Raw genomic sequence first — 21,287 nt, 5'->3', positions numbered from 1 at the left:
CAAGCCCCGTATGATGCAGCTTTTGCCTGTGCCATCCCATGCATCCTGATACCGACAGACTGGCGCGCTGGCTGCTCGGCAGCCTGGAGCTCGACACCGCTGTCCTGCATGTGGGCCAGTACTGTGGCCGCTGGCGCGCTTCCACGGCGGGCCGGGAACTGGGCAGCTTTCACCTGGTGCTCGATGGCCACTGCTATTTGCATTTCGATGGCGCGGCGCCGATAGCGCTCGGCCCGCGCGATGGCGTCTTCTTGCTGCGCGACTTGCCGCATTTCCTCAGCCCCCACAGCGATCCGCTGCAGGCGGTAAGCGCGCAAGCCATGCTGCCGCTGCAGGCGCTCACGGAGCAGCCGGCGACGGCGCTGGCCTGCGGCTTCTTTCAATTTCGCGGCGCCCTCTCCGCGCTGATCGTCGACTCCTTCCCGCCGTATCTGCTGATACGCGGCGATGCACCCGCCTTCAGCGCCGCCGCCGCGCTGTTCGACCTGATCCTGGCAGAGGCGGGCGGCGATCCGGAACAGCCGTCGCCACTCATCGCGCGCCTGGTCGAACTGCTGTTTTTTTACCTGATCCGCCATGTGGCGCAGGGCGAACAGGTGGCAGCCGGCCTGCTGTCGCTGCTGCACCAGCCCGCATTTTCGCCGCTGCTCGAACGCATGCTCGACGCCCCCGCCGACGACTGGTCGATCGAGAACATGGCCAAAGCGGCCTGCATGTCGCGCGCCAGCTTCTGCAAGCATTTTGCCAGCGCCAGCGGCCAATCGCCGGCCCAATTCCTGCTCCTGCTGCGCATGAAGATCGCCGCGCGACGCCTGCACGAAGGCGTCTCCGTCGAACGCGCGGCCGAACTGGTGGGCTACCGCTCGCACGCCGCCTTTACGCGCGCCTTCAAGCGGGTCACGGGCGAGCAACCGGGTGCCTACAGGCGCGACCAGCGCCAGCGTCAACTGGCCAGCTGAAATCAAGAATCGCACATTCGCAGACGAACGAGCACAAAAGGACGACGCTGACGTCTGTTACCTGCACGGCATGGCCGATATAATGGCTGGGTGACTTACTAACTTAGCAAGGTACCCCATGCCCCGTCTGACGCTGCACACTCTCGATACCGCCCCGGCCGATAGCCGCCCCTTCGTGGAAAAGGCCATCGCCAACAACGGCTTCCTGCCTAACCTGATCGGCGTGCTGGCGAATGCCCCGCTGGCCCTGGAAACCTATCTGACCGTCTCCGGCATCAATGCACGCGCCAGCCTGACGTTAATGGAACGCGAAGTGGTGCAGATCACGGCCGCGCGCATCCATGGCTGCGACTTCTGCATCGCCGGCCATAGCGCCATCTCGCTGAAAAAAGCGGGACAGACGCCCGATATCGTGCGCGCCCTGCAGCATGGCCAGCCGACGGGGGACGCCAAGCTGGACGCTGTCGCCGCCTTCGCCACGGCCGTCATCGCCACACGCGGCGCTGTCAGCGACGCCGAATATCAAGCCTTCCTGGCCGCCGGCTACAACGAACAGCAGGCGCTGGAAGTGGTGCTGGGCATCAGCCTGGCTACCCTGTGCAATTTCTCCAACAGTCTGGCCGGCACGCCTGTCAATCCGCAATTGACGCCCTACCTGCCTGGCGCCGTCTGACATGGGCAAGCTCACTGACTGGCTGCACATGCATGCCGACCAGCTCGACCAATCGTCGGCACTGGCTGAAACCATCCTGCCGACGCTGGCCGGCGACCAGTTGCTGGCCATCGGCGTGCCGCAGGAACATGGCGGCGCGGGCGGCGACGTGCGCGACGCCATCGATGCCATCGCCAAAGTGGCCGAGCAATCGGTGACAGCGGCCTTTGTCTTCTGGGGCCAGCGCTGCTTCATCGAATTCCTACTGCAAAGCGAGAACCGCGCGCTGGCCAAGCGCCGCCTGCCAGGCCTGCTGGCGGGCACGCAGGCGGGCGCCAGCGGCCTGTCGAACGCCATGAAATTCTTGTCCGGCATCGAGCAGCTGCAAATCACGGGGGTGCGCCAGGATGACGGCTTGCTGGTCGACGGCGGCCTGGCCTGGGTGACGAATTTGCGCAAGGCGGGCTTTGTCGCCGCGGCCGCCGTGGCGCCCAACGACGGCGCGCCACCCGTCATCGTCGCCTTTGACAGCAGTACGCCAGGCGTCAAGCGCAACGACGACCTGGACCTGATCGCCCTGCGCGGCAGCAATACGGCCTCCGTCAAGCTGACGCAGGTGCACATCCCCGCTGCGGATATCATCAGCGACAATGCGCCAGCCTGGCTGCCGCAGGTGCGTCCATCGTTCCTCGGCATGCAGTGCGGCCTGTCGATCGGCCTGGCGCGCGCCAGCCTGGCGCAAGCGGCGCAGATCTCGGCCGGCTCGCGCAACCAGCTCACGCCGCGCATCGAAGCGCTGCAAGCGACCCTGGAAGCGGCTGCCGCTGCCTTGCTGGCCGGCGTGCACGATGGCCGCTTCAAGACGCAGGCGCCGGCCATGTTCCGGCTGCGCATACAACTGGCCGACGTGCTGCAGCAAGCCTTGATGCTGGAACTGCAAGCCATGGGTGGACGCGCCTACCTGAATGCTGAACAGCAGGGCTTTGCGCGCCGCTGGCGCGAGTCGTCATTCATCCCCATCGTCACCCCCAGCCTGACGCAATTGCAGGCAGCCTTGCAGCTGTTCGACAGCCAGCAGGCGGCTAAGGCTGCAGGAGCGCCCGCATGACGGCAGCAGTGGAAGCGCAAGACTGGGCGCTGCAGGCGCAGGATCTCAGCTACGCCTATCCCGCCACAGCGCCCGTGTTTCAGCATGTCTCGCTGGGCGTGCGCAAGCGCGAAATCGTCTGCCTGCTGGGCGGCAGCGGCTGCGGCAAATCGAGCCTGCTGCGCGTGCTGGCCGGCTTGCAGCCGCCATCGACGGGAGAGATCCAGTTTCTCGATGCGACCATGCGCGAACCGGACCCGCGCAGCGCCCTCGTGTTCCAGCAGGCGAGCCTCTTGCCCTGGCTGAATGTCACGGGCAACGCCGGCTTTGGCCTGGATTTCAAGCACCAGCCGCAGTTGACGCGCGAAGCGCACCAGGTGCGCGTGGCGCAAGCCATCGAAGCGGTGGGCTTGAAGGGCCGCGAAAAGCTGTATCCGTCCGCGCTGTCGGGCGGCATGGCGCAGCGCGTGGCGCTGGCCCGCGCGCTGGCGCGCGAACCGGAACTGCTGTTTGCCGACGAGCCGTTTTCAGCGCTCGACGCCATCACGCGCGCCGAGATGCAGTCGCTGCTGGTCGACGTGGTGCACCGCTGGCACACGGCCGTGCTGCTGGTCACGCACGATATCGATGAAGCGATCCTGGTGGCCGACCGCATTTTGCTGATGGGCGGCAAGCCGGGCAACATCGTGCGCGAATGGCCCGTCGCCATCGCCCAACCCAGAATCGGCCACAGCGCCGAGGTCATCGCCCTCAAGATGGACATTCTGGATGCCCTGCAAGCGCTGCAAAAGCAAGATCAAACTCCCGCCTTTGCTCCCAATTAATCGACCGGAACTTTTCCATGACATTCGAAGATCAAAACAAACCCCTGCACATCTGCGCTTCCTCCGATTGCGATTGCGGCCTGACGCGGCGCGACTTCCTGCGCATGTCGGCCTTGGCCACGGCCAGCGTCGCCTCGCCCCTGCTGTTCGCCGGCGACGCCATGGCCCAGCAAGGTCCGAAAGGCGACGACCAGCCCGTGAAAATCGGCTACCTGCCGATTACCGACGCCACTCCGCTGCTCGTCGCCCACGCCCGTAAAATGTTTGAAGCGGAAGGCTTGCAGGCGGAAACGCCGCGCCTGTTCCGCAGCTGGGCGCAAATCATCGAAGCCTTCGTCGCCGGCCAGGTCAACGTCATCCATTTGCTGTCGCCCGCCACCCTGTGGGTGCGCTACGGCGCCAAGTTCCCGGCGAAGGTCGTCGCGTGGAATCACGTCAATGGCTCCGCGCTGACGGTGGCCAACGAAATCAACAAGGTCTCCGAGTTGGGCGGGCGCACGGTCGCCATCCCCTTCTGGTACTCGATCCACAACATCCTGCTGCAGCAAATCCTCAGCGCCAACGGCCTGACTCCGGTCACACGCGCGCGCAACGCGGCCATCAAACCGAATGAAGTCAACCTGATCGTGCTGGCGCCGGCCGAAATGGTCTCGGCCCTGGCCAGCAAGTCCATCGCTGGCTACATCGTGGCCGAACCATTCAATGCGGCGGCGGAAAACGCCGGCATCGGCAAGATCCTGCGCTTCTCGGGCGACGTCTGGAAAAACCATGCGTGCTGCGTCACGTTCCTGTCCGAGCGCGACATTAACACGCGTCCAGAATGGGCACAGAAGGTCACCAACGCCATCGTCAAGGCGCAATTGTGGACGCGCTCGAACCAGGTCGATACGGCCAAGCTGCTGTCAAACGTGGGCGAGCATCGCTACACGCCGCATCCGCTGCAAGTGCTGACCAAGGTGCTGGCCACCACCGATTACGCCAGCTACGAAAAACAGGGCCTGATCGTGCACAAGAACTGGCAGCAGCGCCGCATCGACTTCCAGCCGTATCCGTTCGCGTCGTACACGGAAGAACTGGTGCGCGCCATCGGCCGCACCAAGGTTGAAGGCGATACGCGCTTCCTGGCCAAGCTCGATCCGAAGTTCGCCGCGCGCGACCTGGTCGATGACCGCTTCGTGCGCAAGGCCATCACGGCCGTCGGCGGCCCTGCCGCCTTCGGCTTGCCGGCCAACCTGCTGCGCAGCGAAACCGTGGCGGTCTGACGATGGCAAGCAAGTTGTTCACGAAGTTCGGACTGCCCCTGGTGGGGCTGGCCTGTGCCTTGCTGCTGTGGTCCATGGGCGTGACGGCACTGGAGAAATCCACGCCCATCGCCACCGCCTTTGCACCGCTGCCCACGGCGCTGGCGTTCCGGGAAATGCTGGGCGGCGCGGATATCTGGCTGCACGTGGTGTTGAGCCTGCAACGGGTGGCTGTCGGCCTGGGGCTGGCGATCCTCATCGGCGTGCCGCTGGGCGTGCTGGTGGCCATGTCGAAAAGTTTTTCCGGCGCGGCCATGCCGCTGTTCCAGCTGCTGCGCATGATTTCGCCGCTGTCGTGGATGCCGATTGCCGTGATGGTGCTGGGCGTGGGCGACGCGCCCGTGTACTTCCTGCTGGCGTTTGCGGCCATCTGGCCGATTTTGCTCAATACGGCGGCTGGCGTGGCGCGCCTCGATCCAAACTGGCTGCTGCTGGCGCGCAGCCTGTCGGCGACGCGCAGCGAAATCGTCTTCAAGGTGATTTTGCCGGGCATCACGGCCGATATCCTGACGGGCGTGCGCCTGGCCATCGGCATCATCTGGATCGTGCTGGTGCCGGCGGAAATGCTGGGTGTGTCGGCCGGTCTCGGTTACTTCATCCTCGACACGCGCGACCGCCTCGCATATTCGGAACTGATGGCCGCCATCGTGCTGATCGGCATACTCGGTTTCATCCTCGACTACCTGGCCCGCGCCGCGCATGCACGCTGGCTGCACGTGAAGAACTAAGCCAATCAGCTAGGCAGCTTTTCCAGCGGCAGCGCGGCGGCCACCGCCGCCTGCGTTGCCGCCGCCAGTTCGCGGCGGTGTGCGTCCAGCGTCGCCACTGGCGCCAAACAGGTCAGGCGCGCCGTGATGGGCGGGCCGCTCAAAATCGCCACCATGCTTTGCGCAAAGCTCATGTCGCCGATAAAGTCGACGGCATGATGCAAAGCTCCCTGGTCATCCACATACACGAGCGCGAACGGCTGCACCGGCACTTGCGCGTCGATGGCCGCCTCAAACAGATTCGCGTGAAACGGCAGGATTTGTCCTTGCGCGGCGGTCGTACCTTCGGGGAAAAACGCGATGCGCTCGCCCGCCGTCAATTTATCCACCAGGCCCTGGAAAATCAAACGCAGGTCGCGCTTGCTGCCGCGCGAAATGAAGATGGTGCCGGCGCGTCCCGCCAGCCAGCCAAGAATCGGCCAGGCGCGGATTTCCGCCTTGGCGACGAAACGGCAGGGGTGGACGGCATTGATGACGAAGATGTCGAGCCACGAGACATGGTTCGCCACCACCATCGCATGGTCGAGTGCAGGCACGCTGTCTGCCGGATGCACCACTTGCACGCCGCAGATATCGAGCAGCTGCGTCGACCAACGGCGGATGCGCCGGTTGCGCCCTTCCAGGTCCAGCCAGGGAAAGAGCACGGCGCTCTTGGCCATGCCGCAGCTCAGGTGGATAACGATGCGCGCGAGGCGGTAGGTAAGCAGAAGTTTCAAATCACACCAACAAATAAACCAGAACCGAAATCCGGGAGCAGACAAGGGATGCCGGGGCAGCGTGCCCCGGTCCATGGATCTGATTTTTAACGCTGAAACGCCACCTGTCCAGCCACGATGGTCGCCTTGACGATGCCGCTCAGCTCATAGCCGAGGAAAGGCGTGTGCTTGCCCTGGCTGGCCAGCGACGCCGACGATACGGTCCAGCGCGCGGCCGGATCAAAGACGCAGATGTCGGCCGCTTCGCCCACGGCCAGGCTGCCGGCCGGGATGCCGGCGACACGGGCCGCGTCGGACGTGACCTTGGCCACGGCGCGCGCCAGCGGACGGGCACCGGCTTGCGGTTGCGCCAGCGCATAGTCGTCGGCCCACTTCAAAGCCAGCGACAGCAGCAGTTCCAGGCCCGTGGCGCCGGGCGAGGCTTCACCGAAGGGCAGCAGCTTTTCATCGTCGTCGACTGGTGTATGGTCCGAGCACATCGCGTCCACCGTGCCGTCGAGCAGGCCGGCGCGGATCGCATCGCGGTCGCGCTGGCTGCGGAACGGCGGCGTGACGCGCGCGTTCGAATCGAAAAAGCCGATATCGGCGTCCGTCAAGTGCACATGGTGCACGCCCACGTCGCAGGTGACCGGCAAGCCTTCGGCCTTGGCAGCGCGGATCAGTTCCAGGCCCGCCGCCGACGAGATGCGGCACAGGTGCACGCGCGCGCGGCTGGCGCGCATCAATTCAAAGATCGTATGCAGGGCGATGGTTTCGGACATCACGGGCACGCCGGACAGGCCCAGGCGCGACGCCAGCGGGCCACTGTGGGCGATGCCGCCACGGCCGATGTGCGGATCTTGCGGGCGCAGCCAGACCGTGTAGCCGAAGGTGTTCGCGTACTGCATGGCGCGCAGCAGCACGGTGGTGTCTTCGATTGGCTCTTCCGCCTGCGCAAAGCCGATGCAGCCCGCTTCCGTCAATTCCGCCATTTCCGTCAGCGACTTGCCCTTCAAGCCCATGGTCAGCGCGCCCAGCGGGTGCACGTGGGCCTTGTTCTGCGTCTTGGCGCGGTATTTCAGCATCTCCACCAGGCCCGGCTCGTCGAGCACGGGATCGGTGTCGGGCGGGCAGACCAGGCTCGTGACGCCGCCCTGCAGGGCTGCCTGCAATTCCGATTCCAGGGTCGCCTTGTATTCGTAGCCCGGCTCGCGCAGGCGCGCGGACAGGTCGACCAGGCCGGGGGAAACCACCAGGCCGGCCGCGTCAAAGGTGGTGTCGGCGGTAAAACCGGCCGGGGCGCTGCCCACGGCCAGCACTTTGCCATCGGCGATAAACAGGTCTTGCAAGCCATCGATGCCGTTGGCAGGGTCGATCAGATGGCCGTTCTTGATATGTAGTGTCGTCATGCTCGCTTACTCGTCCTTGGGCTATCAGCCCTGATTACCAGCCAAAATACTCATCACCGCCATGCGCACGGCGATACCGAACGTCACCTGCGGCAGGATCACCGCCTGCGGACCGTCGGCCACGGCCGAATCGATCTCCACGCCGCGGTTCATCGGGCCCGGATGCATGACGATGGCGTCCGGTTTCGCCAGCGCCAGGCGCTCGGGCGTCAGGCCGTAGCTCTTGAAATACTCTTGCGCCGAGGGCAGCAGCGCGCCGCTCATGCGTTCATTCTGCAGGCGCAGCATGATGATCACGTCCACGCCCTTCAGACCTTCATCCATGTTGGTGAAGGTGCGCACGCCCATTTGTTCCAGGCCGCCCGGCAGCAAAGTGTGCGGACCGATGGCGCGCACTTCGGGCACGCCCAGGGTGGTCAGCGCGTGGATGTCGGAACGGGCCACGCGGCTGTGCAAGATGTCGCCCACGATGGCCACCGTCAGATTGGTGAAATCCTTCTTGTAGTGGCGGATCGTGTACATGTCGAGCAAACCCTGGGTCGGGTGCGCGTGGCGTCCGTCGCCCGCGTTGACGACGTGGACGTGCGGCTGCTTCGTGTCGATCAGGTGCTTGGCGATCAGGTAGGGCGCGCCCGACTGCGCGTGGCGCACGACGAACATGTCGGCATGCATGGCCGACAGGTTGTCGATGGTGTCGAGCAGGGACTCGCCCTTGCTGGCCGACGAAGCCTGGATATTCAGGTTGATGACATCGGCCGACAGCCGCTTCGAGGCGATTTCGAAGGTGGTGCGGGTGCGCGTGGAGTTTTCAAAGAACAGATTGAAAACGCTCTTGCCGCGCATCAGCGGCACCTTTTTTACATCGCGGTCGGAAATGCCGACGAACGAAGAAGCGGTATCGAGGATGTGGTTGACGATAGACTTCGGCAAGCCTTCAATCGTCAGCAGATGTTGCAGTTCGCCGTGTTTATTCAGTTGCGGATTAAGCATGGTGGGTATCTATGGTGAGCGTGAATTTTCCATCGTCGGCTTGCTTCAGGACCAGGGCCTGGCCAGGCGGCACGGCAGTGAAGGCGGCCACGAAATCGGCAGCCACCGGCAACTGGCGCTCGCCGCGGTCGACCAGGGCGGCCAGCATGATCTTGGCCGGACGGCCATAGTCGAACAATTCATTGATGGCCGCGCGCGTGGTGCGGCCCGTGTACAGCACGTCGTCGACCAGCAGGATGGTGGCGCCGGCCACGTCAAAACTGATTTGCGTCGGCTTCACGTCGGCATGCAGGCCCTTCTGGGCGAAGTCGTCGCGGTAGAACGACACATCGAGCACGCCCAGGCGATCAACCAGGTTCAGGTCGCGCGCCAGGCGTTCGGCCAGCCAGGCGCCACCCGAATGGATGCCGACGATGGCCACGTTGGGGATGCCCGCCAGGCCGCTCTGCACCTGCTGCAGCAAGACCGCATACAGGGCCTCGGCGTCGAGTTGGGAAGGATTCGTAAGATGCGGCATAGAGTTCTTAATCATTCAGGGATGGGGGCTAAGGTCAGATTAATAATTCGCGTCGAAATACTGTTGCAGGATGATGGCGGCGGCGCGGTCGTCGATGACTTCGCCGCGCTTGGCGGTAATCACGGCCGAGGAATACCGTTCGTCGACCAGTTCCACCGGCAGGTTGAAGCGGCCATGTACCTGGTTGGCGAAACGGCGGCAACGCGCGCTCATCTCGTGTTCGGTGCCATCCGGATGGCTGGGCAGGCCCACCACGATGCGGCTCGCACCCCACTCCTTGATCAGGCTATCGATGGCGGCAAACTTCGGCTCATTCGCCGTGGCCGTGATCACGCTGAGCGGCTTGGCCTGGCAAATCATGGTATTGCCGATGGCCACGCCGATGCGTTTCAAGCCGAAATCGAAGGCGAGGATGGTGTCGATGGCGTCACTCGTCACAGCATTTTTCCATAATAAAGATCAACATAGGTGGTGTCAGAAACCGTAGCGAGCAAGCTCAATGTCGGGTTGAGTAGCGGAGCTGTACAAAGGTACAGCGAGCAACGGATGCCCGAAAGTGGGCTGCGCAATAGGTTTATGGCATCCACCTCATGCGTGTCCGGCTTCCGATGCCAACATGAGGGGATCGATGCCCAGCAATTTGATGGCCGCCACGTAACGCTGCTCGATGGGGAAGTCGAACAGAATGTCGGCCGAGGCACCCACCGTCAGCCAGCCATTGCGGCCGATCTCGTCTTCCAGCTGGCCCGGGCTCCAGCCCGAATAGCCGATCGACACCAGCATGCGCTGGGGACCATCGCCCTTGGCGACAGCTTCGAGCACGTCGATCGAGGTGGTAAACGCGATTTCATCCGTCACCGTCAGCGATGAGGAATAATGCGCGCCCGGCGTATGCAGCACGAAGCCGCGGTCGTCCTGCACGGGGCCGCCAAACATGATCGGCTCGTTGATGATGGGCGTGTCGCTGCCAGCCTCCAGTTTCAGATCGATGCGGTCGAACAGCACTTCCATGGTCATGTCGGTGGGTTTGTTGATGACGACGCCCAGCACGCCGTTTTCATTGTGCTCGCAGACGTACACGACCGTGCCGCCGAAGATCGGATCTTGCATGGCCGGCATTGCGATCAGGAAATGATTGGCCAGATTCAAGGTGGAGGAACCGGTCGCGGCAGGCTCTCCCACACCCTGCATCAAACGATGCCCTGGTAGAGTCTGGTCGATTTTACTCTTTTTCATACGCGATGCTCTCTCTGTGGGCTTGCTGGCAAGTCTCGCTTACCCCGCTATCGTACGCCTGGCGCAAGCTGCCGCGAATATTGGGCGGCGCGCACCGTGATGCCAGGCGCTATTCTTGTTATGTTGTAAATTAATTATTTATTCGCTGCGCCCTGCGGCAACATCCTGCACGCTCAACGACTTGCTCAATGGCTTGTTCAATATCAAACATCGCTTCGCCTGCAGACGCATTTCAATGCCAATTGAAAAATTGATTGCAAAATCGCTGTCGCATATAAAGCACCACGAACATACCCGGTAGTTTACACTGAATTGCCGCCGCAGCGACGCCAAAGGCACGACGCGCGTGCCCATAAAGCCCTGTTGGCGGCAAAAAATAACCTATCTTTGACCCTGAACACGCAAAATAATGACAATCAAGACTTCCCTGGTATGGTTCCGGCGCGATCTGCGTGCATTTGACCATGCTGCACTGCATCACGCCCTGCGTCAGAACCAGGCCGTGCATTGTGTCTTCGTCTACGACACCGCCATCCTGGCAGCGCTGCCGCGCCGCGACCGGCGGGTCGATTTCATCCATGCCAGCGTGGCCGAACTGGCCGGCGAGCTGCGTCAGCTGGGTGGCGACCTGATCGTGCTGCACGCGGACGCCGCCGAAGCCATCCCGCGCCTGGCCGCCGAGCTGAACGCCGACGCCGTGTTTGCCAACCACGACTACGAGCCGCAAGCGATCGCCCGCGACGCCAGGGTAGCCGCGGCGCTTACGCGCGACGCGCGCCTGTGGTTCAGTTTCAAGGACCAGGTCATCTTTGAAAAGGACGAGGTGCTGACGCTCTCGGCCAAGCCGTACACGGTCTACACGCCGTACAAGAATGCCTGGCTGAAGAAAATGCGCGCCGAACCCGGCTGCCTGGCGCCGTTCGATATCGAACCGCACGCGGCCAGCCTGGCGCCGCCGCGCACCGGCACGCCTGCCCCCCTGCCGACCTTGGGCGAGCTGGGTTTCGAAGCGAGCAACCTGGCCGAACTGGCCATTCCCACGGGCATGTCGGGCGCCGGCAAGCTGTTCGAGGATTTCCTGCCGCGCGTGGCCCGCTATGACGTGGCACGCGATTTTCCTGCCCTGAAGGGGCCGTCCTACCTGTCCATGCATCTGCGCTTCGGTACCGTATCGCTGCGCTACCTGGTGCGCACCGTACTTGACCTGATGGACCGGGGTAGCGGCGGCGATGGCGCGCCCGTGTGGCTGGCAGAACTGATCTGGCGCGATTTTTACGCCATGATCCTGTACCAGAACCCGCATGTGGAAGGCGGCGCCTTCAAACCGGCCTACGACGCCATCGCCTGGGAAACGGGGCTTGACGCCGATGCCGCCTTTGCGGCCTGGTGCGAGGGGCGCACCGGCTATCCGCTGGTGGACGCGGCCATGGCGCAGCTGAACCAGACGGGCTATATGCACAACCGCCTGCGCATGGTCACGGCCTGCTTTTTGATCAAGGATCTGGGCATCGACTGGCGCCGCGGCGAAGCGTACTTCGCGCTGCACCTGAATGACTTCGACCTGGCCTCGAACAACGGCGGCTGGCAATGGGCTTCGTCGTCGGGCTGCGACGCCCAGCCCTACTTCCGCATCTTCAACCCGATCACGCAGTCGGAAAAATTCGATGCCAGCGGGCGCTTCATCCGCCGCTACCTGCCGCAACTGAAGGCGCTGGGCGACAAGGAAATCCATGCGCCCTGGCTGGTGCCACGCATGCTGCTCGAGCAAAAAAATATCGTGCTGGGGCGCGACTATCCGGAACCGCTGGTACAGCACGACGAGGCGCGCAAGGAAACCCTGGAGCGTTATGAAGTCGTCAAAGTGGTCAAATAAGGCAGCTGGCGGGAGCAAAGCCGTGCGCCGCCACTGCCGTCAGGTGGCATCGGGTGGCGTGAACGCGGTCCAGGCCGACCGCCAGGCGCCGTGCGGAAGTTTCGCCTGCATGGAAATGGAGAGTCCCCCCGTTCCCAGCGGGTCACCAGGCTGCCATGGCGCATTGTCCAGCTTATTGTCCAAACTCAGTGCCCGCGCCCTTCCCACGTCCACATTGATCATTTTCCTGGTGTCATAACCGACTTCCAATATGGGATGCAGCACCCTCCCCACACCTGTCAAATACAAGGTATCGACATGGACATCGGGTTGATCAAAACGCTCATATAGCCGCGTCGCGGCGGAGTTGAATCCCTTGCCCATGGCGATGCCGATGGTGGCCGGGCCATCGCATCCCAGCAGCGCGGCGAGTGCCCAATAGTCATGATCGGACATGAGCAGCCTCGCCAGGCAGCGTTCTATCCATGCTGACTCATCGGCTCTGAACGCATTCCAGTAGGGCTTCAGCGAGTTTTGCAGGTAGCCCACTTCGTGCAGCGCCCCGACGAGGTTGATTTGCCTGTCGATGGCGTCGATATTTTGCAACAGATGGGCTGCTGCCGCGGCGACCGCATGCTCGCCTTTGGCCGTGGCTTTGTCTTCGAGTTTTTTCAGTTTGGCGTGAAGGCTCATTATTTTCCTGGCGCGGCGATGCACGCCTGTCATGGTTGCCGAGGTGGTTCGGAACCCGCCCCCGTTTGTAAACGCCGCACTTCGGCCAGCAATTCCTCTTCCTGGAACGGCTTGCCGAAATACGCATTCACGCCCAGCTCGAATGCGTGCGCGCGGTGCTTGTCGGCGCTGCGCGAGGTAATCATGATGACGGGGATGGCGCGCGTCTTGTCGTCGCTGCGCACATTGCGCGTCAAGTCAAAACCGTCCATGCGCGGCATTTCCACGTCGACCAGCAGCAGGGCCGGCACGGCAGCGGCTTCCAGCGCATGCAGCTGTTCCAGCGCATCGACGCCATCCTTGGCCAGCAATACCTGGTAGCCTTCGCGCTCGAACAAACGCTGCATCACGCGGCGCACCGTCAGTGAATCGTCGACCACCATCACGCGCACGGCTGGCACGGCCAGTGCGCTGGAAGCGGCATGTTGTTCGCTGCTGGCCAGCGCATATTGCGACAGCAGTTCCGGATGATGTTCCAGGTGCTGCGCCAGCGCCACCGGATTGAGGATCAGCACGATATCGCCCGTGCCCAGCACCGTGGCGCCGGCGATGCCCGGCATGCGCGCCAGCTGCGGCCCCACATGCTTGACCACGACTTCGCGGTTGCCCACCACGTCATCGACTTGCAAGGCCAGCCGGTCATTGCCATTGCGCAGCAACAGCACGGGTGCATAACGCTGCGTGGACTGCGCCGTCGGCGTCTCGCCTAGCATGGCCGACAGGTGGTGCAGCGCCAGCGACTGCCCGTGCGACTCGACGCACCCGGCCGCCCGCACCTGCTCCAGCTGCGCGCCTTTCAGGTGCAACACCTGCTCCACCAGCACCGATGGCAAGGCATACGTCTTGCCGTTCGCCGCCAGCAGCACCACTTGCGTAACGGCCAGGGTCAGCGGCAAGTGGATGGTAAAACGCATGCCCAGTCCCGCCTGCGTCAACGTTTCCACGCGCCCGCCCAGGGCCAATGCCTCGGAACGCACGATGTCCATGCCAACACCGCGTCCGGCCAGTTCCGTCAGGCTGTCGGCGGTGGAAAAACCGGGCTTGAAAATCAGCTCGGCCGCCTGCGCGTCGGTCAAAGGCGCATCCGTCGCCACCAGGCCGGCGCCGTGCGCCTTGGCGCGGATGCGTTCCAGGTCCAGCCCCGCGCCATCGTCAGAAAAAGCGATCGCCACTTCATTGCCCTGCTGGCTGACCTGTATCAGCAGCTCGCCCGTCTCGTTCTTGCCTCCGGCCAGGCGGGCATCGCGCGGCTCGATGCCGTGCACGATGGCGTTGCGCAGCAGGTGCTCGAAGGGCGCCGCCATGCGTTCGAGCACGCTGCGGTCGATTTCCACGCCACCGCCCCGGATATCGAGATTGACGCGCTTGTCGACTTCCTTGGCGCTTTGCCGCGCCACGCGGAACAGGCGTTCGGCAATGCTGGCAAACGGCACCATGCGGATCTGCATCAGGTCGCGCTGCAGCTCGCGCGTCAGGCGCGCCTGCAGCACCAGGTCGTCCGTCACTGCATCGACGCTGTGGCTGAGGTTTTCATGGAACGAGGCCACGTCGTTGACGCTTTCAGCCATCATGCGCGTGAGTTCCTGCAAGCGCGTAAAGCGGTCGAATTCGAGCGGATCGAAATCGCGCTCGCTGCCGACGGCCATGCGCGAGGCGATCTGCGATTCGGCCTGCATTTCCACTTCGCGCAGCTGTCGGCGCAGGCGCGCCAGGTTGTCGGAAAACTCGGACAGCGAAGCGCCCAGCACGCCCACTTCATTTTCCATCTTCGAGCGCGTAATCGACACTTCGCCAGCCTGGTTCACCAGACGGTCGAGGATATCGGCGCGCACGCGCACCAGCGCCGCCTTCGGTTCGGCCGCCGGCGTGTCTTCCATGCCTGGCAAAGGCAGCAAGGGCTGCTGCAACTGTTCGAACAGGTGCAGCGCATGGTCGTAATGGGCCAGCAATTCATCGAAAGCCTGCGGCGTGGCGGTACCTGCGTGCAGCATGTTTTCGATATGCGTCTCGATTTCATGCGCATGCTGGCCCAGGCGCATGGCGCCGGCCATGCGCGCGCTGCCTTTGACGGTATGCAGGGTGCGCAGCAGCATCTGCGCCTGGCCGCTGTCGTGCGGCTGCTGCTGCCAGCTGCGCAGCGCCTCGCCGATCTGCGGCAGCAGGTCGGCGCCCTCTTCCAGGAAGACGGACAGCAAATCAAGGTCGAGTTCATCGCTGATGCCGGCGCTCGCCGCCAGCAGCGCAGCCGCATCGGCCGGCATGATGGTGGGCGCCGGCGCTTCCGGCTCCACGTGCTCCAACGGCGGCGAGTGCTCGAAACCGGCGTCGAACAGGTCATCGCTGGCGCCACTGTCCTGCGTCGGCGTCGGCGCCAGCGCTGCGGGCGTGGCTGGCGTGGCTGGCGCGGCCGACTGCAGCGCATCGGCGACGATGCTCGCATACGTTGCCTCGAACAAGGTCTCGAGCTGCGCCGCAGGGATCTCGGCCAAGGCGTTGGCCTGCGCTTCGGCAGGCTGCGCCGGCATGCCGACGATGCTGGCGTAAGCGGCGGCAAACAGGGCGTCGAGCTGCTCTTCCTTGCCCGCGCCTGGTGCCGCCGTCAAGGCGCGCCACAGGGTGTTGAGCGCTTCGATCATGTCCGGCTGCGATGGCGCCAGGTCGCCCAGCGCAAACGCCTGCAGCATCTGCGCGATGCGCTGCGTGGCCTGCTCCAGCACGTCGTGCTGCGCGGCGCGCAAGCCGGCCAGTGGCGGCACCACCGTCTCGATCACCGTCTCGAGCGCGTGCGCCAGGTCGCGCAGGGATTGGAAGCCGACCGTGCCGGACGTTCCCGCCAGGGTATGCACGGCTTGCAGCGCCTCCGCGCTGACGGCGCGCTGTTCATGGCGCCATTCGCCGAAGTCGCGCGTCAGCACGCGCAGCAATTCATCCGTCTCGGCCAGGTAGATGTTGTACAAGGGAAGGCTGATGCGCAGTTCGCCGACATGCTTGAGGTGATCGTCAGGCGCTTCGTGCGCGGCGGGCGCCGTGGCGGAAGGAAAACCGATCACATTGCCATTGCTGGCAACGGGCGCGGCCGGGCGCGGCTTGCGCAGTTCGAACGGACCGCCTTCGCGCACGCGCTCGGCCGCCGCCAGCAGCATGCCGGCCTCGCGCTCGCGTCCTGCGCCGCCTTCCAGTTCGGCCACCCATTCGCTGAGCTGGTACCAGCCGTAATTGAGCAGTGTGAACAAGTCGTCGCTGGCAGGGCGCGCCTCGGCCAGCCAGGTATTCATGACACGCTCGATGGCGCCGGCGGCCTCGGCAAACTGCGCCAGGCCGATCATGCGGCTACTGCCTTTCAGTGTATGGAACGAGCGGCGCAGCATGGCCAGGTGGTCGCCGCTGGCGGCCTGCTCGCGCGGCAGGGCCAGCGTGGTATCGATAAAGGCCAGCACTTCGCGTGCTTCGGCGATGAAGATGTCGAGCATCTGCGCATCGACATCGGTCACTGCCGGCGCGGCATCCACGCCGGCAGGCGCGGCGGGCGCCAGGGCCTGGTCGAGCAAGGGCACCGGCACGACGCCGGCGGCGGCGACTTTTTCAAAGGGCAGGGCGCGAAAGGTACCGGCGGCGGCATCGAAATGGAAACGCCCGCTGGCCGCCTGCGCGTTGCGGCCCAGCATATCGATAAAAAAGCCCAGCGCGCTGACATTTTGCGCGATCTCGTCGAGCGCGTCGGCGTGCGCCTCCGCATTGGTATCCGCATTGGCGTCACCACCGGCCAGCTGCCGCACGGCCGCGTCGACCTGCAGCACGGCGGCGCGCGCGTCGTCCTGTCCCAGCCCGGCCAACTGCTGCTGCAACTGCCCCAGCACGGGCGCGACGCCATCCAGGGACCCCGCTACGCCACGCGAGGCATCCGCGTAGTACGCGTTGAGCACCTTTTCCACCTGGCGCAGGCCCGTCTTCATGTCCTCGGCCAGCGCGGCGACGGTCTGTCCCTGTTCGATCTGGCGCGACAGCTCGCCCGCCGTGACGGGCGGCGGCGCTTCGCCAGCCAGCAGCGCCTGCAGGCGCGCGGCGATGGTTTCCGCATTGCCGGCGAAATCGTCGGGCAGGCGGCGCACCTGCTCCAGGCCCGTGTCGGCAAACAGCAGCGCCATGCCGATTTCATTCGCCAAGGCCGCACTGCGCCCGCTGGCCACGGCTTGCCGCGCCACGGCCGCGCATTCGCGCAGCAGGCTGGCCAGGGCCGGCTGCTTCAAGATGTCGGTCTGCGCCGCCACCTGCTGCAAGGACTGTTCGAATGCTTCGCCCAGGGCAGGATCCAGGTCGGCTTGCGCCAGACGGCTCCAACTGGCGCGCGCCTGCGCCAATGCCGTGCGCGCGCCTTGCAAGGCATCCTGGTCGACCTGGCCGTAGCGCCGCGCTTCCACGTCGGCGGGCACCAGCCCCTCCAGCGCAAAAGCGGCACGCAGCTGGCGCGCCTCCGGCGTCGGCTCGGCGGCGGAGGCGATGAAGAACAAGGCGTCGCGCAGCATCGATGCAGGCAGGCTGGCCGTGCCCTGCGCCAGGCGGCGCAATTGCAGATTGATCAGGCCGAACAACTGTTTGACGTTGAGCGTGCCCATGCCCTCGCCGCTGGCCGCCAGTCCTGCAAACGCCTGCATGGCGAACCAGAAGGTACGCGCCGGCGCTTCTTGCTGCGCGGCCGCCACCAGGGTCAGGGTGGCGTGCAGGTCGCCCGCATGCTGGCGCCGCGCCGCGTCATCCTGCGCCTTCAGGAAAGGCAGCAAGGACTTTTCAAAGCGCCCGCGCCAGGCCGGATAATCGGTCACCAGGGGAGCGTCCGCCAGCGCAATGGCATGGCCTTCCAGCATAGCCGAGGGCGGGAAAAACAGGTCGGCCGGGTGACTGCGCTCGGCGCCCAGCATGGTTTGCAGGTCGCGGTAGTAGGGGAACAAACGCGTCGGCTGCGGCGGCGTGCCGGCCACCAGGTCTTCCAGGTATTCGATCAGGGCCTGATACAGCCCGGCGACGATCTGCGCATGGTCGAGCGTGTATTCCAGGCTGCCGTCGCGAAAGCGCGTCAATGCCTGTTCGGCGCCATCCGTCAGCAGGCTGGCACCGGCCACGTCCACCATCACCAGCGCGCCATGCGCCTGGTGCAAGTGCGAGCGTGCATGCTGCAGTGCCGTGGCGCGTTCCTCGCGCTCGCGGCCACCCGCTTCGAACAGCGCCGTTTTCGAGCGGCCCAGCGCTTCGCGGATTTCCAGCATCACCCACGACAGGGGTTCGCTGTCGAACGGCTTGGACTGCTGCGGACTATCAGGTGTGCTCATGCATGCCTCGGTAAAGAAATCGTAGCGCAAAAAATCGGTACGCACAACACGCCGCGCCTGGAATGGCGCGCCGTTCAGGCGGCGACGCGGAAGCGCGACACCGAGTTTTTCAGTTCCTGCGCCAGCATCGACAACTTGTGGATCGACTGCGCCGTTTGCTGCGTGCCGTCCTGGGTCTGCTCCGTCACGCTCAGGATATGCTGGATATTCAAGGCCACGCCGCTGGCCGAGCTGGCCTGCGTGCCGGTGGCAAACGAGATGCCCTGGATCAGTTCAGCCAGGTGTTTCGACACCTGGCTGATATCGTTCAAGGCAGCGCCGGCCGCGTCGGACAGGTGTGCGCCCTCGACCACGCCCTGCGTGGATTTTTCCATCGCCCGCGTCGCATCCTGGGTGTCGGCCTGGATGGTGCGCACCAGCGCACCGATTTGCTTGGCGGCGGCGGCCGAGCGTTCGGCCAGGCGCTGCACTTCCTCGGCGACGACCGAGAAGCCGCGCCCCGCCTCGCCGGCCGAGGCGGCCTGGATGGCGGCGTTCAGCGCCAGCACGTTGGTCTGCTCGGTGATGTCGGAAATGAGCTCGGTGATTTCGCCGATTTCCTGCGACGATTCGCCCAGGCGCTTGATGCGCTTGGAGGTATCCTGGATCTGCTCGCGGATTTCATGCATGCCCTTGATGGCGTTTTCCACCGCCGTCGCCCCCTGCTGCGCCGCCGCCACCGACTGGCGCGCTACGTCGGCCGAGACACTGGCCGACTTCGACACGTCGGTAATCGCATTGGCCATTTTGACCACGGTGGCGCTGACGCCCTGAATTTCGCGCGACTGCTGCTGTGAAGCGATCAGCAGCTTGCTGGAGATGCCTTGCGCCTGCGTCGAGGCGCGGTTGACCTGCTCGGCCGTCGCCGTCACGCGCCCCACCAGGCCGCGCAATTCCTCGACCGTGTAGTTGACGGAATCGGCGATGGCGCCTGTGATATCCTCCGACACGGTGGCCTGCACCGTCAGGTCGCCGTCGGCGACCTTCTGCAATTCGTTCATCAAGCGCAGGATGGCCGCCTGGTTCTGCTCATTCTTGGCCTTGGCCTGCGCTTCCTTTTCCTGCGACAGCAGGCGCAGGATTTCCGCCTCCTGGCGCCGCCGCTCGGCGTCGCGCGTGCGGTTGACGGAGTCCTGCAGCAGCACGCGGCCAATGCCGGCCGCCGCGATCAGGGTCAGCAACACGCCGCCGACCATCATCCAGAAAACCATGCCCAGCGTTTCCTGGTTCACATGGTACATCTGCTGCAGCAGGGTCAAGCGCTGGCGCAGGTCTTCGTTCTCGTTGAAGATCAGCTGTTCGGCGCTCTTGGCCGAACTGAATTTATCCAGCCGGTCGAGTATCGACGAGACCATTTTCTGGTAAGTGTCGAAACTGGCTTTCAGCGCCACCAGCCGGTCGCGCAATTCGGCGTCGCGCGTGGGTGCCAATTGCAACGCCACGCTGCCATTGAGCAAGCCTTCGACGGCAGTACGGAAATACGTCGTGTCGCGCCCCAGCGAAAATGCCGTTTCCGAGCTGATGCTGCCCGACGACAGAAACTCGCTGGCACTGCGGCTCATGCGCTGGCTCAGCATCATCAGGCGGCCGATGACGGCCAGGTCGCGCGCGTTGCCGCCGTGCTGTACCTTGAGCGCCGCGATTTCTTCCGTCTGCGCCAGCAACGCCGGCGACAGCGCGTTCAATTGCTGCAAGGTCTTGTCGAATTCACCCAGCTCCGTCTTCAGGCGCAAGATGGTGCTGGCTGCGCGGTCGCTGCTGGCCCACTTCTTGCGCGCGTCGGCCACCGCCGCCAGCAGGCCGGAACGCGACTCGCCGATATCGCGCCCGTGATACGTCCCGCCGCGCAGCATGAGGCGGAAATCCTGGTTCAGTTCATTGCGGCTTTCCTCGAGCTGGCGGAAGGCTTCCGGATTGCCTTGCACGGCATTCGGCGCAGCCTTGCCGATGCGCTGAGAATGCATCAGCGCGTCGCTGGCCAGCTGCGTCTGCGCCGAGGCGATATTGCCGCTGCGCGTGTTGAGGCCGACGAACAGCAGGCTGGCGGCCAGGCTCAGGGCCATCACCGTCGACAGGATGCTTAATTGCTTTTGCAGCGGCAAATGGCCAATCAGCGGCAGCTTCAAGTCGCTGACCGGCGCGCTGGCCAGCGACTTGCGCCGTCCCAGCGCGTCGCGCAAGCGTAGCGGCAGGTCGGCCGCCGATGCCGGCTCGCCAGCAAGGTGTTCCGCTTCGGGCATGCCAGCGGCCAGGATAGGGGAATGGGCGCCCATCAGCAAATATCCTTGTGTGCGGCCAGGCCGCCAAAACCGGCATCGAGGAAGCGTTCCGATTGCGCCAGCTGCGCCAGGTCCAGGCGCAGCCACTGCTGCCCTTCGCTGTCGCACAGCGCCTGCGCCGCCCAGGATGGTGGCGCATCCGGCAAGGGTACGGATTGCAGCGTGCGCAGCTGGCGCAAGCCCAGTACGCGCTCGACCAGCAAAGCGCAATTGAGGCCCAGGCGGGGAGAAAACGTGATGATGCGGCAGTGATTGCCTGCCGCGCAAGGCGGTTCGCCCATGTAGCGGGCCAGGTCGACGACCCCCGTCAGGCGCCCGCGCATGGCTGCCAGGCCCAGGTACCAGTCCTGCGCCAGCGGCACGCCCTGGATCTGCACGCCGGCGGCAATGACGATTTCACCGAGCTGCGTCAGGTCGAGCAGGCACGGCCGGCCACCGAGCATCACGCCCAGTTCCTTGCGCGCGGCCAGCGCGCCGCCGCGCGCGGCCTGTATCCGCTCGATCAATTGCAACTGATACTGGCGCAAGCGCCCCTGCCGCGCGCCCGTCTCGAAGGATGGCATGGCGGCAGCGGCAGGCGGGAAGGCCGCTGTGGAAACGCCGTAACCTGGCATCGTTTGCATT

The 21,287-nt window shown here is 64.6% G+C and carries 17 protein-coding genes; 7 read left to right on the top strand and 10 right to left on the bottom strand.

The genetic code is table 11. From position 1 onward, the window contains the following. The first annotated feature begins 38 nt into the window (after window positions 1–38). From ACP7DE_RS10685 to ACP7DE_RS10660, 6 genes are all read left to right on the top strand, one after another. The gene (locus ACP7DE_RS10685; RefSeq protein ID WP_426072071.1) at window positions 39–959 is read left to right on the top strand and encodes an AraC family transcriptional regulator; all 921 of its coding nucleotides are present in this window, start codon (window positions 39–41) and stop codon (window positions 957–959) included. A 118-nt stretch (window positions 960–1,077) separates the two neighbouring features. Beyond that, the gene (locus ACP7DE_RS10680) at window positions 1,078–1,632 is read left to right on the top strand and encodes a carboxymuconolactone decarboxylase family protein (protein ID WP_426072070.1); all 555 of its coding nucleotides are present in this window, start codon (window positions 1,078–1,080) and stop codon (window positions 1,630–1,632) included. 1 nt (window position 1,633) lies between these two features. Then, complete coding sequence (locus ACP7DE_RS10675; protein WP_426072069.1) at window positions 1,634–2,719, top strand: acyl-CoA dehydrogenase family protein; 1,086 nt, start codon at window positions 1,634–1,636, stop codon at window positions 2,717–2,719. Beyond that, complete coding sequence (locus ACP7DE_RS10670) at window positions 2,716–3,522, top strand: ABC transporter ATP-binding protein (RefSeq protein WP_426072068.1); 807 nt, start codon at window positions 2,716–2,718, stop codon at window positions 3,520–3,522. Before ACP7DE_RS10675 ends, ACP7DE_RS10670 begins: the two co-directional genes overlap by 4 nt. A gap of 17 nt (window positions 3,523–3,539) precedes the next feature. Beyond that, complete coding sequence (locus ACP7DE_RS10665) at window positions 3,540–4,784, top strand: ABC transporter substrate-binding protein (RefSeq protein WP_426072067.1); 1,245 nt, start codon at window positions 3,540–3,542, stop codon at window positions 4,782–4,784. 2 nt (window positions 4,785–4,786) lie between these two features. Beyond that, window positions 4,787–5,551: an ABC transporter permease gene (locus ACP7DE_RS10660; protein WP_426072066.1), complete on the top strand. Its 765-nt coding sequence runs from the start codon at window positions 4,787–4,789 to the stop codon at window positions 5,549–5,551. A 5-nt stretch (window positions 5,552–5,556) separates the two neighbouring features. On the opposite strand, the gene ACP7DE_RS10655 is transcribed toward ACP7DE_RS10660, so the two are convergent. The 6 genes from ACP7DE_RS10655 to ACP7DE_RS10630 form a co-directional block, all read right to left on the bottom strand. Beyond that, the gene (locus ACP7DE_RS10655; RefSeq protein ID WP_426072065.1) at window positions 5,557–6,306 is read right to left on the bottom strand and encodes a lysophospholipid acyltransferase family protein; all 750 of its coding nucleotides are present in this window, start codon (window positions 6,304–6,306) and stop codon (window positions 5,557–5,559) included. Between the two features lie 86 nt (window positions 6,307–6,392). Continuing rightward, window positions 6,393–7,694, bottom strand: coding sequence for a dihydroorotase (locus tag ACP7DE_RS10650; protein WP_071075540.1), 1,302 nt, complete (start codon window positions 7,692–7,694; stop codon window positions 6,393–6,395). 24 nt (window positions 7,695–7,718) lie between these two features. Beyond that, the gene (locus ACP7DE_RS10645) at window positions 7,719–8,684 is read right to left on the bottom strand and encodes an aspartate carbamoyltransferase catalytic subunit (protein WP_034746695.1); all 966 of its coding nucleotides are present in this window, start codon (window positions 8,682–8,684) and stop codon (window positions 7,719–7,721) included. Next, a complete protein-coding gene (pyrR, locus tag ACP7DE_RS10640) occupies window positions 8,677–9,201 on the bottom strand; it encodes a bifunctional pyr operon transcriptional regulator/uracil phosphoribosyltransferase PyrR (RefSeq protein WP_426072064.1) in 525 nt (174 codons plus the stop codon). Before pyrR ends, ACP7DE_RS10645 begins: the two co-directional genes overlap by 8 nt. A gap of 39 nt (window positions 9,202–9,240) precedes the next feature. Beyond that, window positions 9,241–9,624: a Holliday junction resolvase RuvX gene (ruvX, locus tag ACP7DE_RS10635; protein WP_426072181.1), complete on the bottom strand. Its 384-nt coding sequence runs from the start codon at window positions 9,622–9,624 to the stop codon at window positions 9,241–9,243. A 165-nt stretch (window positions 9,625–9,789) separates the two neighbouring features. Beyond that, entirely contained in the window at window positions 9,790–10,392 is a 603-nt protein-coding gene (locus ACP7DE_RS10630) for a YqgE/AlgH family protein (RefSeq protein WP_426072180.1), read from the bottom strand. 454 nt (window positions 10,393–10,846) lie between these two features. On the opposite strand from ACP7DE_RS10630, the gene ACP7DE_RS10625 reads away from it, so the two are divergent. Further along, window positions 10,847–12,310, top strand: a complete 1,464-nt coding sequence (locus tag ACP7DE_RS10625) for a cryptochrome/photolyase family protein (protein ID WP_426072063.1) — start codon at window positions 10,847–10,849, stop codon at window positions 12,308–12,310. A 39-nt stretch (window positions 12,311–12,349) separates the two neighbouring features. Here the strand turns inward: ACP7DE_RS10625 and ACP7DE_RS10620 are convergent, their stop codons facing one another. From ACP7DE_RS10620 to ACP7DE_RS10605, 4 genes are all read right to left on the bottom strand, one after another. Continuing rightward, the gene (locus ACP7DE_RS10620; protein ID WP_426072062.1) at window positions 12,350–12,982 is read right to left on the bottom strand and encodes a hypothetical protein; all 633 of its coding nucleotides are present in this window, start codon (window positions 12,980–12,982) and stop codon (window positions 12,350–12,352) included. A gap of 29 nt (window positions 12,983–13,011) precedes the next feature. Beyond that, complete coding sequence (locus ACP7DE_RS10615) at window positions 13,012–18,345, bottom strand: Hpt domain-containing protein (RefSeq protein WP_426072061.1); 5,334 nt, start codon at window positions 18,343–18,345, stop codon at window positions 13,012–13,014. 74 nt (window positions 18,346–18,419) lie between these two features. After that, window positions 18,420–20,657, bottom strand: a complete 2,238-nt coding sequence (locus ACP7DE_RS10610; protein WP_426072060.1) for a methyl-accepting chemotaxis protein — start codon at window positions 20,655–20,657, stop codon at window positions 18,420–18,422. Next, window positions 20,657–21,277 (bottom strand): chemotaxis protein CheW, encoded by a 621-nt coding sequence (locus tag ACP7DE_RS10605; protein WP_426072059.1) that lies wholly within the window; start codon window positions 21,275–21,277, stop codon window positions 20,657–20,659. The genes ACP7DE_RS10610 and ACP7DE_RS10605 overlap by 1 nt, the downstream gene beginning before the upstream one ends. Between the last annotated feature and the right edge of the window lie 10 nt (window positions 21,278–21,287).

The sequence above is a fragment of the Janthinobacterium sp. DSP2-3-3 genome (assembly GCF_049897325.1).
Lineage (GTDB): Bacteria > Pseudomonadota > Gammaproteobacteria > Burkholderiales > Burkholderiaceae_D > Janthinobacterium.
The sequence above is the reverse complement of the archived record's forward strand: the minus strand, read 5'-3'. Positions and strand labels throughout refer to the sequence as shown.

What these genes read in the sequence shown, in the direction of transcription:
- ACP7DE_RS10680 (WP_426072070.1), top strand. Translation starts at nt 1,078, where the DNA reads ATGCCCCGTCTGACGCTGCACACTCTCGATACCGCCCCGGCCGATAGC.
- ACP7DE_RS10620 (WP_426072062.1), bottom strand. Translation starts at nt 12,982, where the DNA reads ATGAGCCTTCACGCCAAACTGAAAAAACTCGAAGACAAAGCCACGGCC.
- ACP7DE_RS10610 (WP_426072060.1), bottom strand. Translation starts at nt 20,657, where the DNA reads ATGGGCGCCCATTCCCCTATCCTGGCCGCTGGCATGCCCGAAGCGGAA.
- ACP7DE_RS10615 (WP_426072061.1), bottom strand. Translation starts at nt 18,345, where the DNA reads ATGAGCACACCTGATAGTCCGCAGCAGTCCAAGCCGTTCGACAGCGAA.
- ACP7DE_RS10670 (WP_426072068.1), top strand. Translation starts at nt 2,716, where the DNA reads ATGACGGCAGCAGTGGAAGCGCAAGACTGGGCGCTGCAGGCGCAGGAT.
- ACP7DE_RS10685 (WP_426072071.1), top strand. Translation starts at nt 39, where the DNA reads ATGCATCCTGATACCGACAGACTGGCGCGCTGGCTGCTCGGCAGCCTG.
- ACP7DE_RS10665 (WP_426072067.1), top strand. Translation starts at nt 3,540, where the DNA reads ATGACATTCGAAGATCAAAACAAACCCCTGCACATCTGCGCTTCCTCC.
- ACP7DE_RS10660 (WP_426072066.1), top strand. Translation starts at nt 4,787, where the DNA reads ATGGCAAGCAAGTTGTTCACGAAGTTCGGACTGCCCCTGGTGGGGCTG.
- ACP7DE_RS10605 (WP_426072059.1), bottom strand. Translation starts at nt 21,277, where the DNA reads ATGCCAGGTTACGGCGTTTCCACAGCGGCCTTCCCGCCTGCCGCTGCC.
- ACP7DE_RS10625 (WP_426072063.1), top strand. Translation starts at nt 10,847, where the DNA reads ATGACAATCAAGACTTCCCTGGTATGGTTCCGGCGCGATCTGCGTGCA.
- ACP7DE_RS10630 (WP_426072180.1), bottom strand. Translation starts at nt 10,392, where the DNA reads ATGCAGGGTGTGGGAGAGCCTGCCGCGACCGGTTCCTCCACCTTGAAT.
- pyrR (WP_426072064.1), bottom strand. Translation starts at nt 9,201, where the DNA reads ATGCCGCATCTTACGAATCCTTCCCAACTCGACGCCGAGGCCCTGTAT.
- ACP7DE_RS10650 (WP_071075540.1), bottom strand. Translation starts at nt 7,694, where the DNA reads ATGACGACACTACATATCAAGAACGGCCATCTGATCGACCCTGCCAAC.
- ACP7DE_RS10675 (WP_426072069.1), top strand. Translation starts at nt 1,634, where the DNA reads ATGGGCAAGCTCACTGACTGGCTGCACATGCATGCCGACCAGCTCGAC.
- ACP7DE_RS10645 (WP_034746695.1), bottom strand. Translation starts at nt 8,684, where the DNA reads ATGCTTAATCCGCAACTGAATAAACACGGCGAACTGCAACATCTGCTG.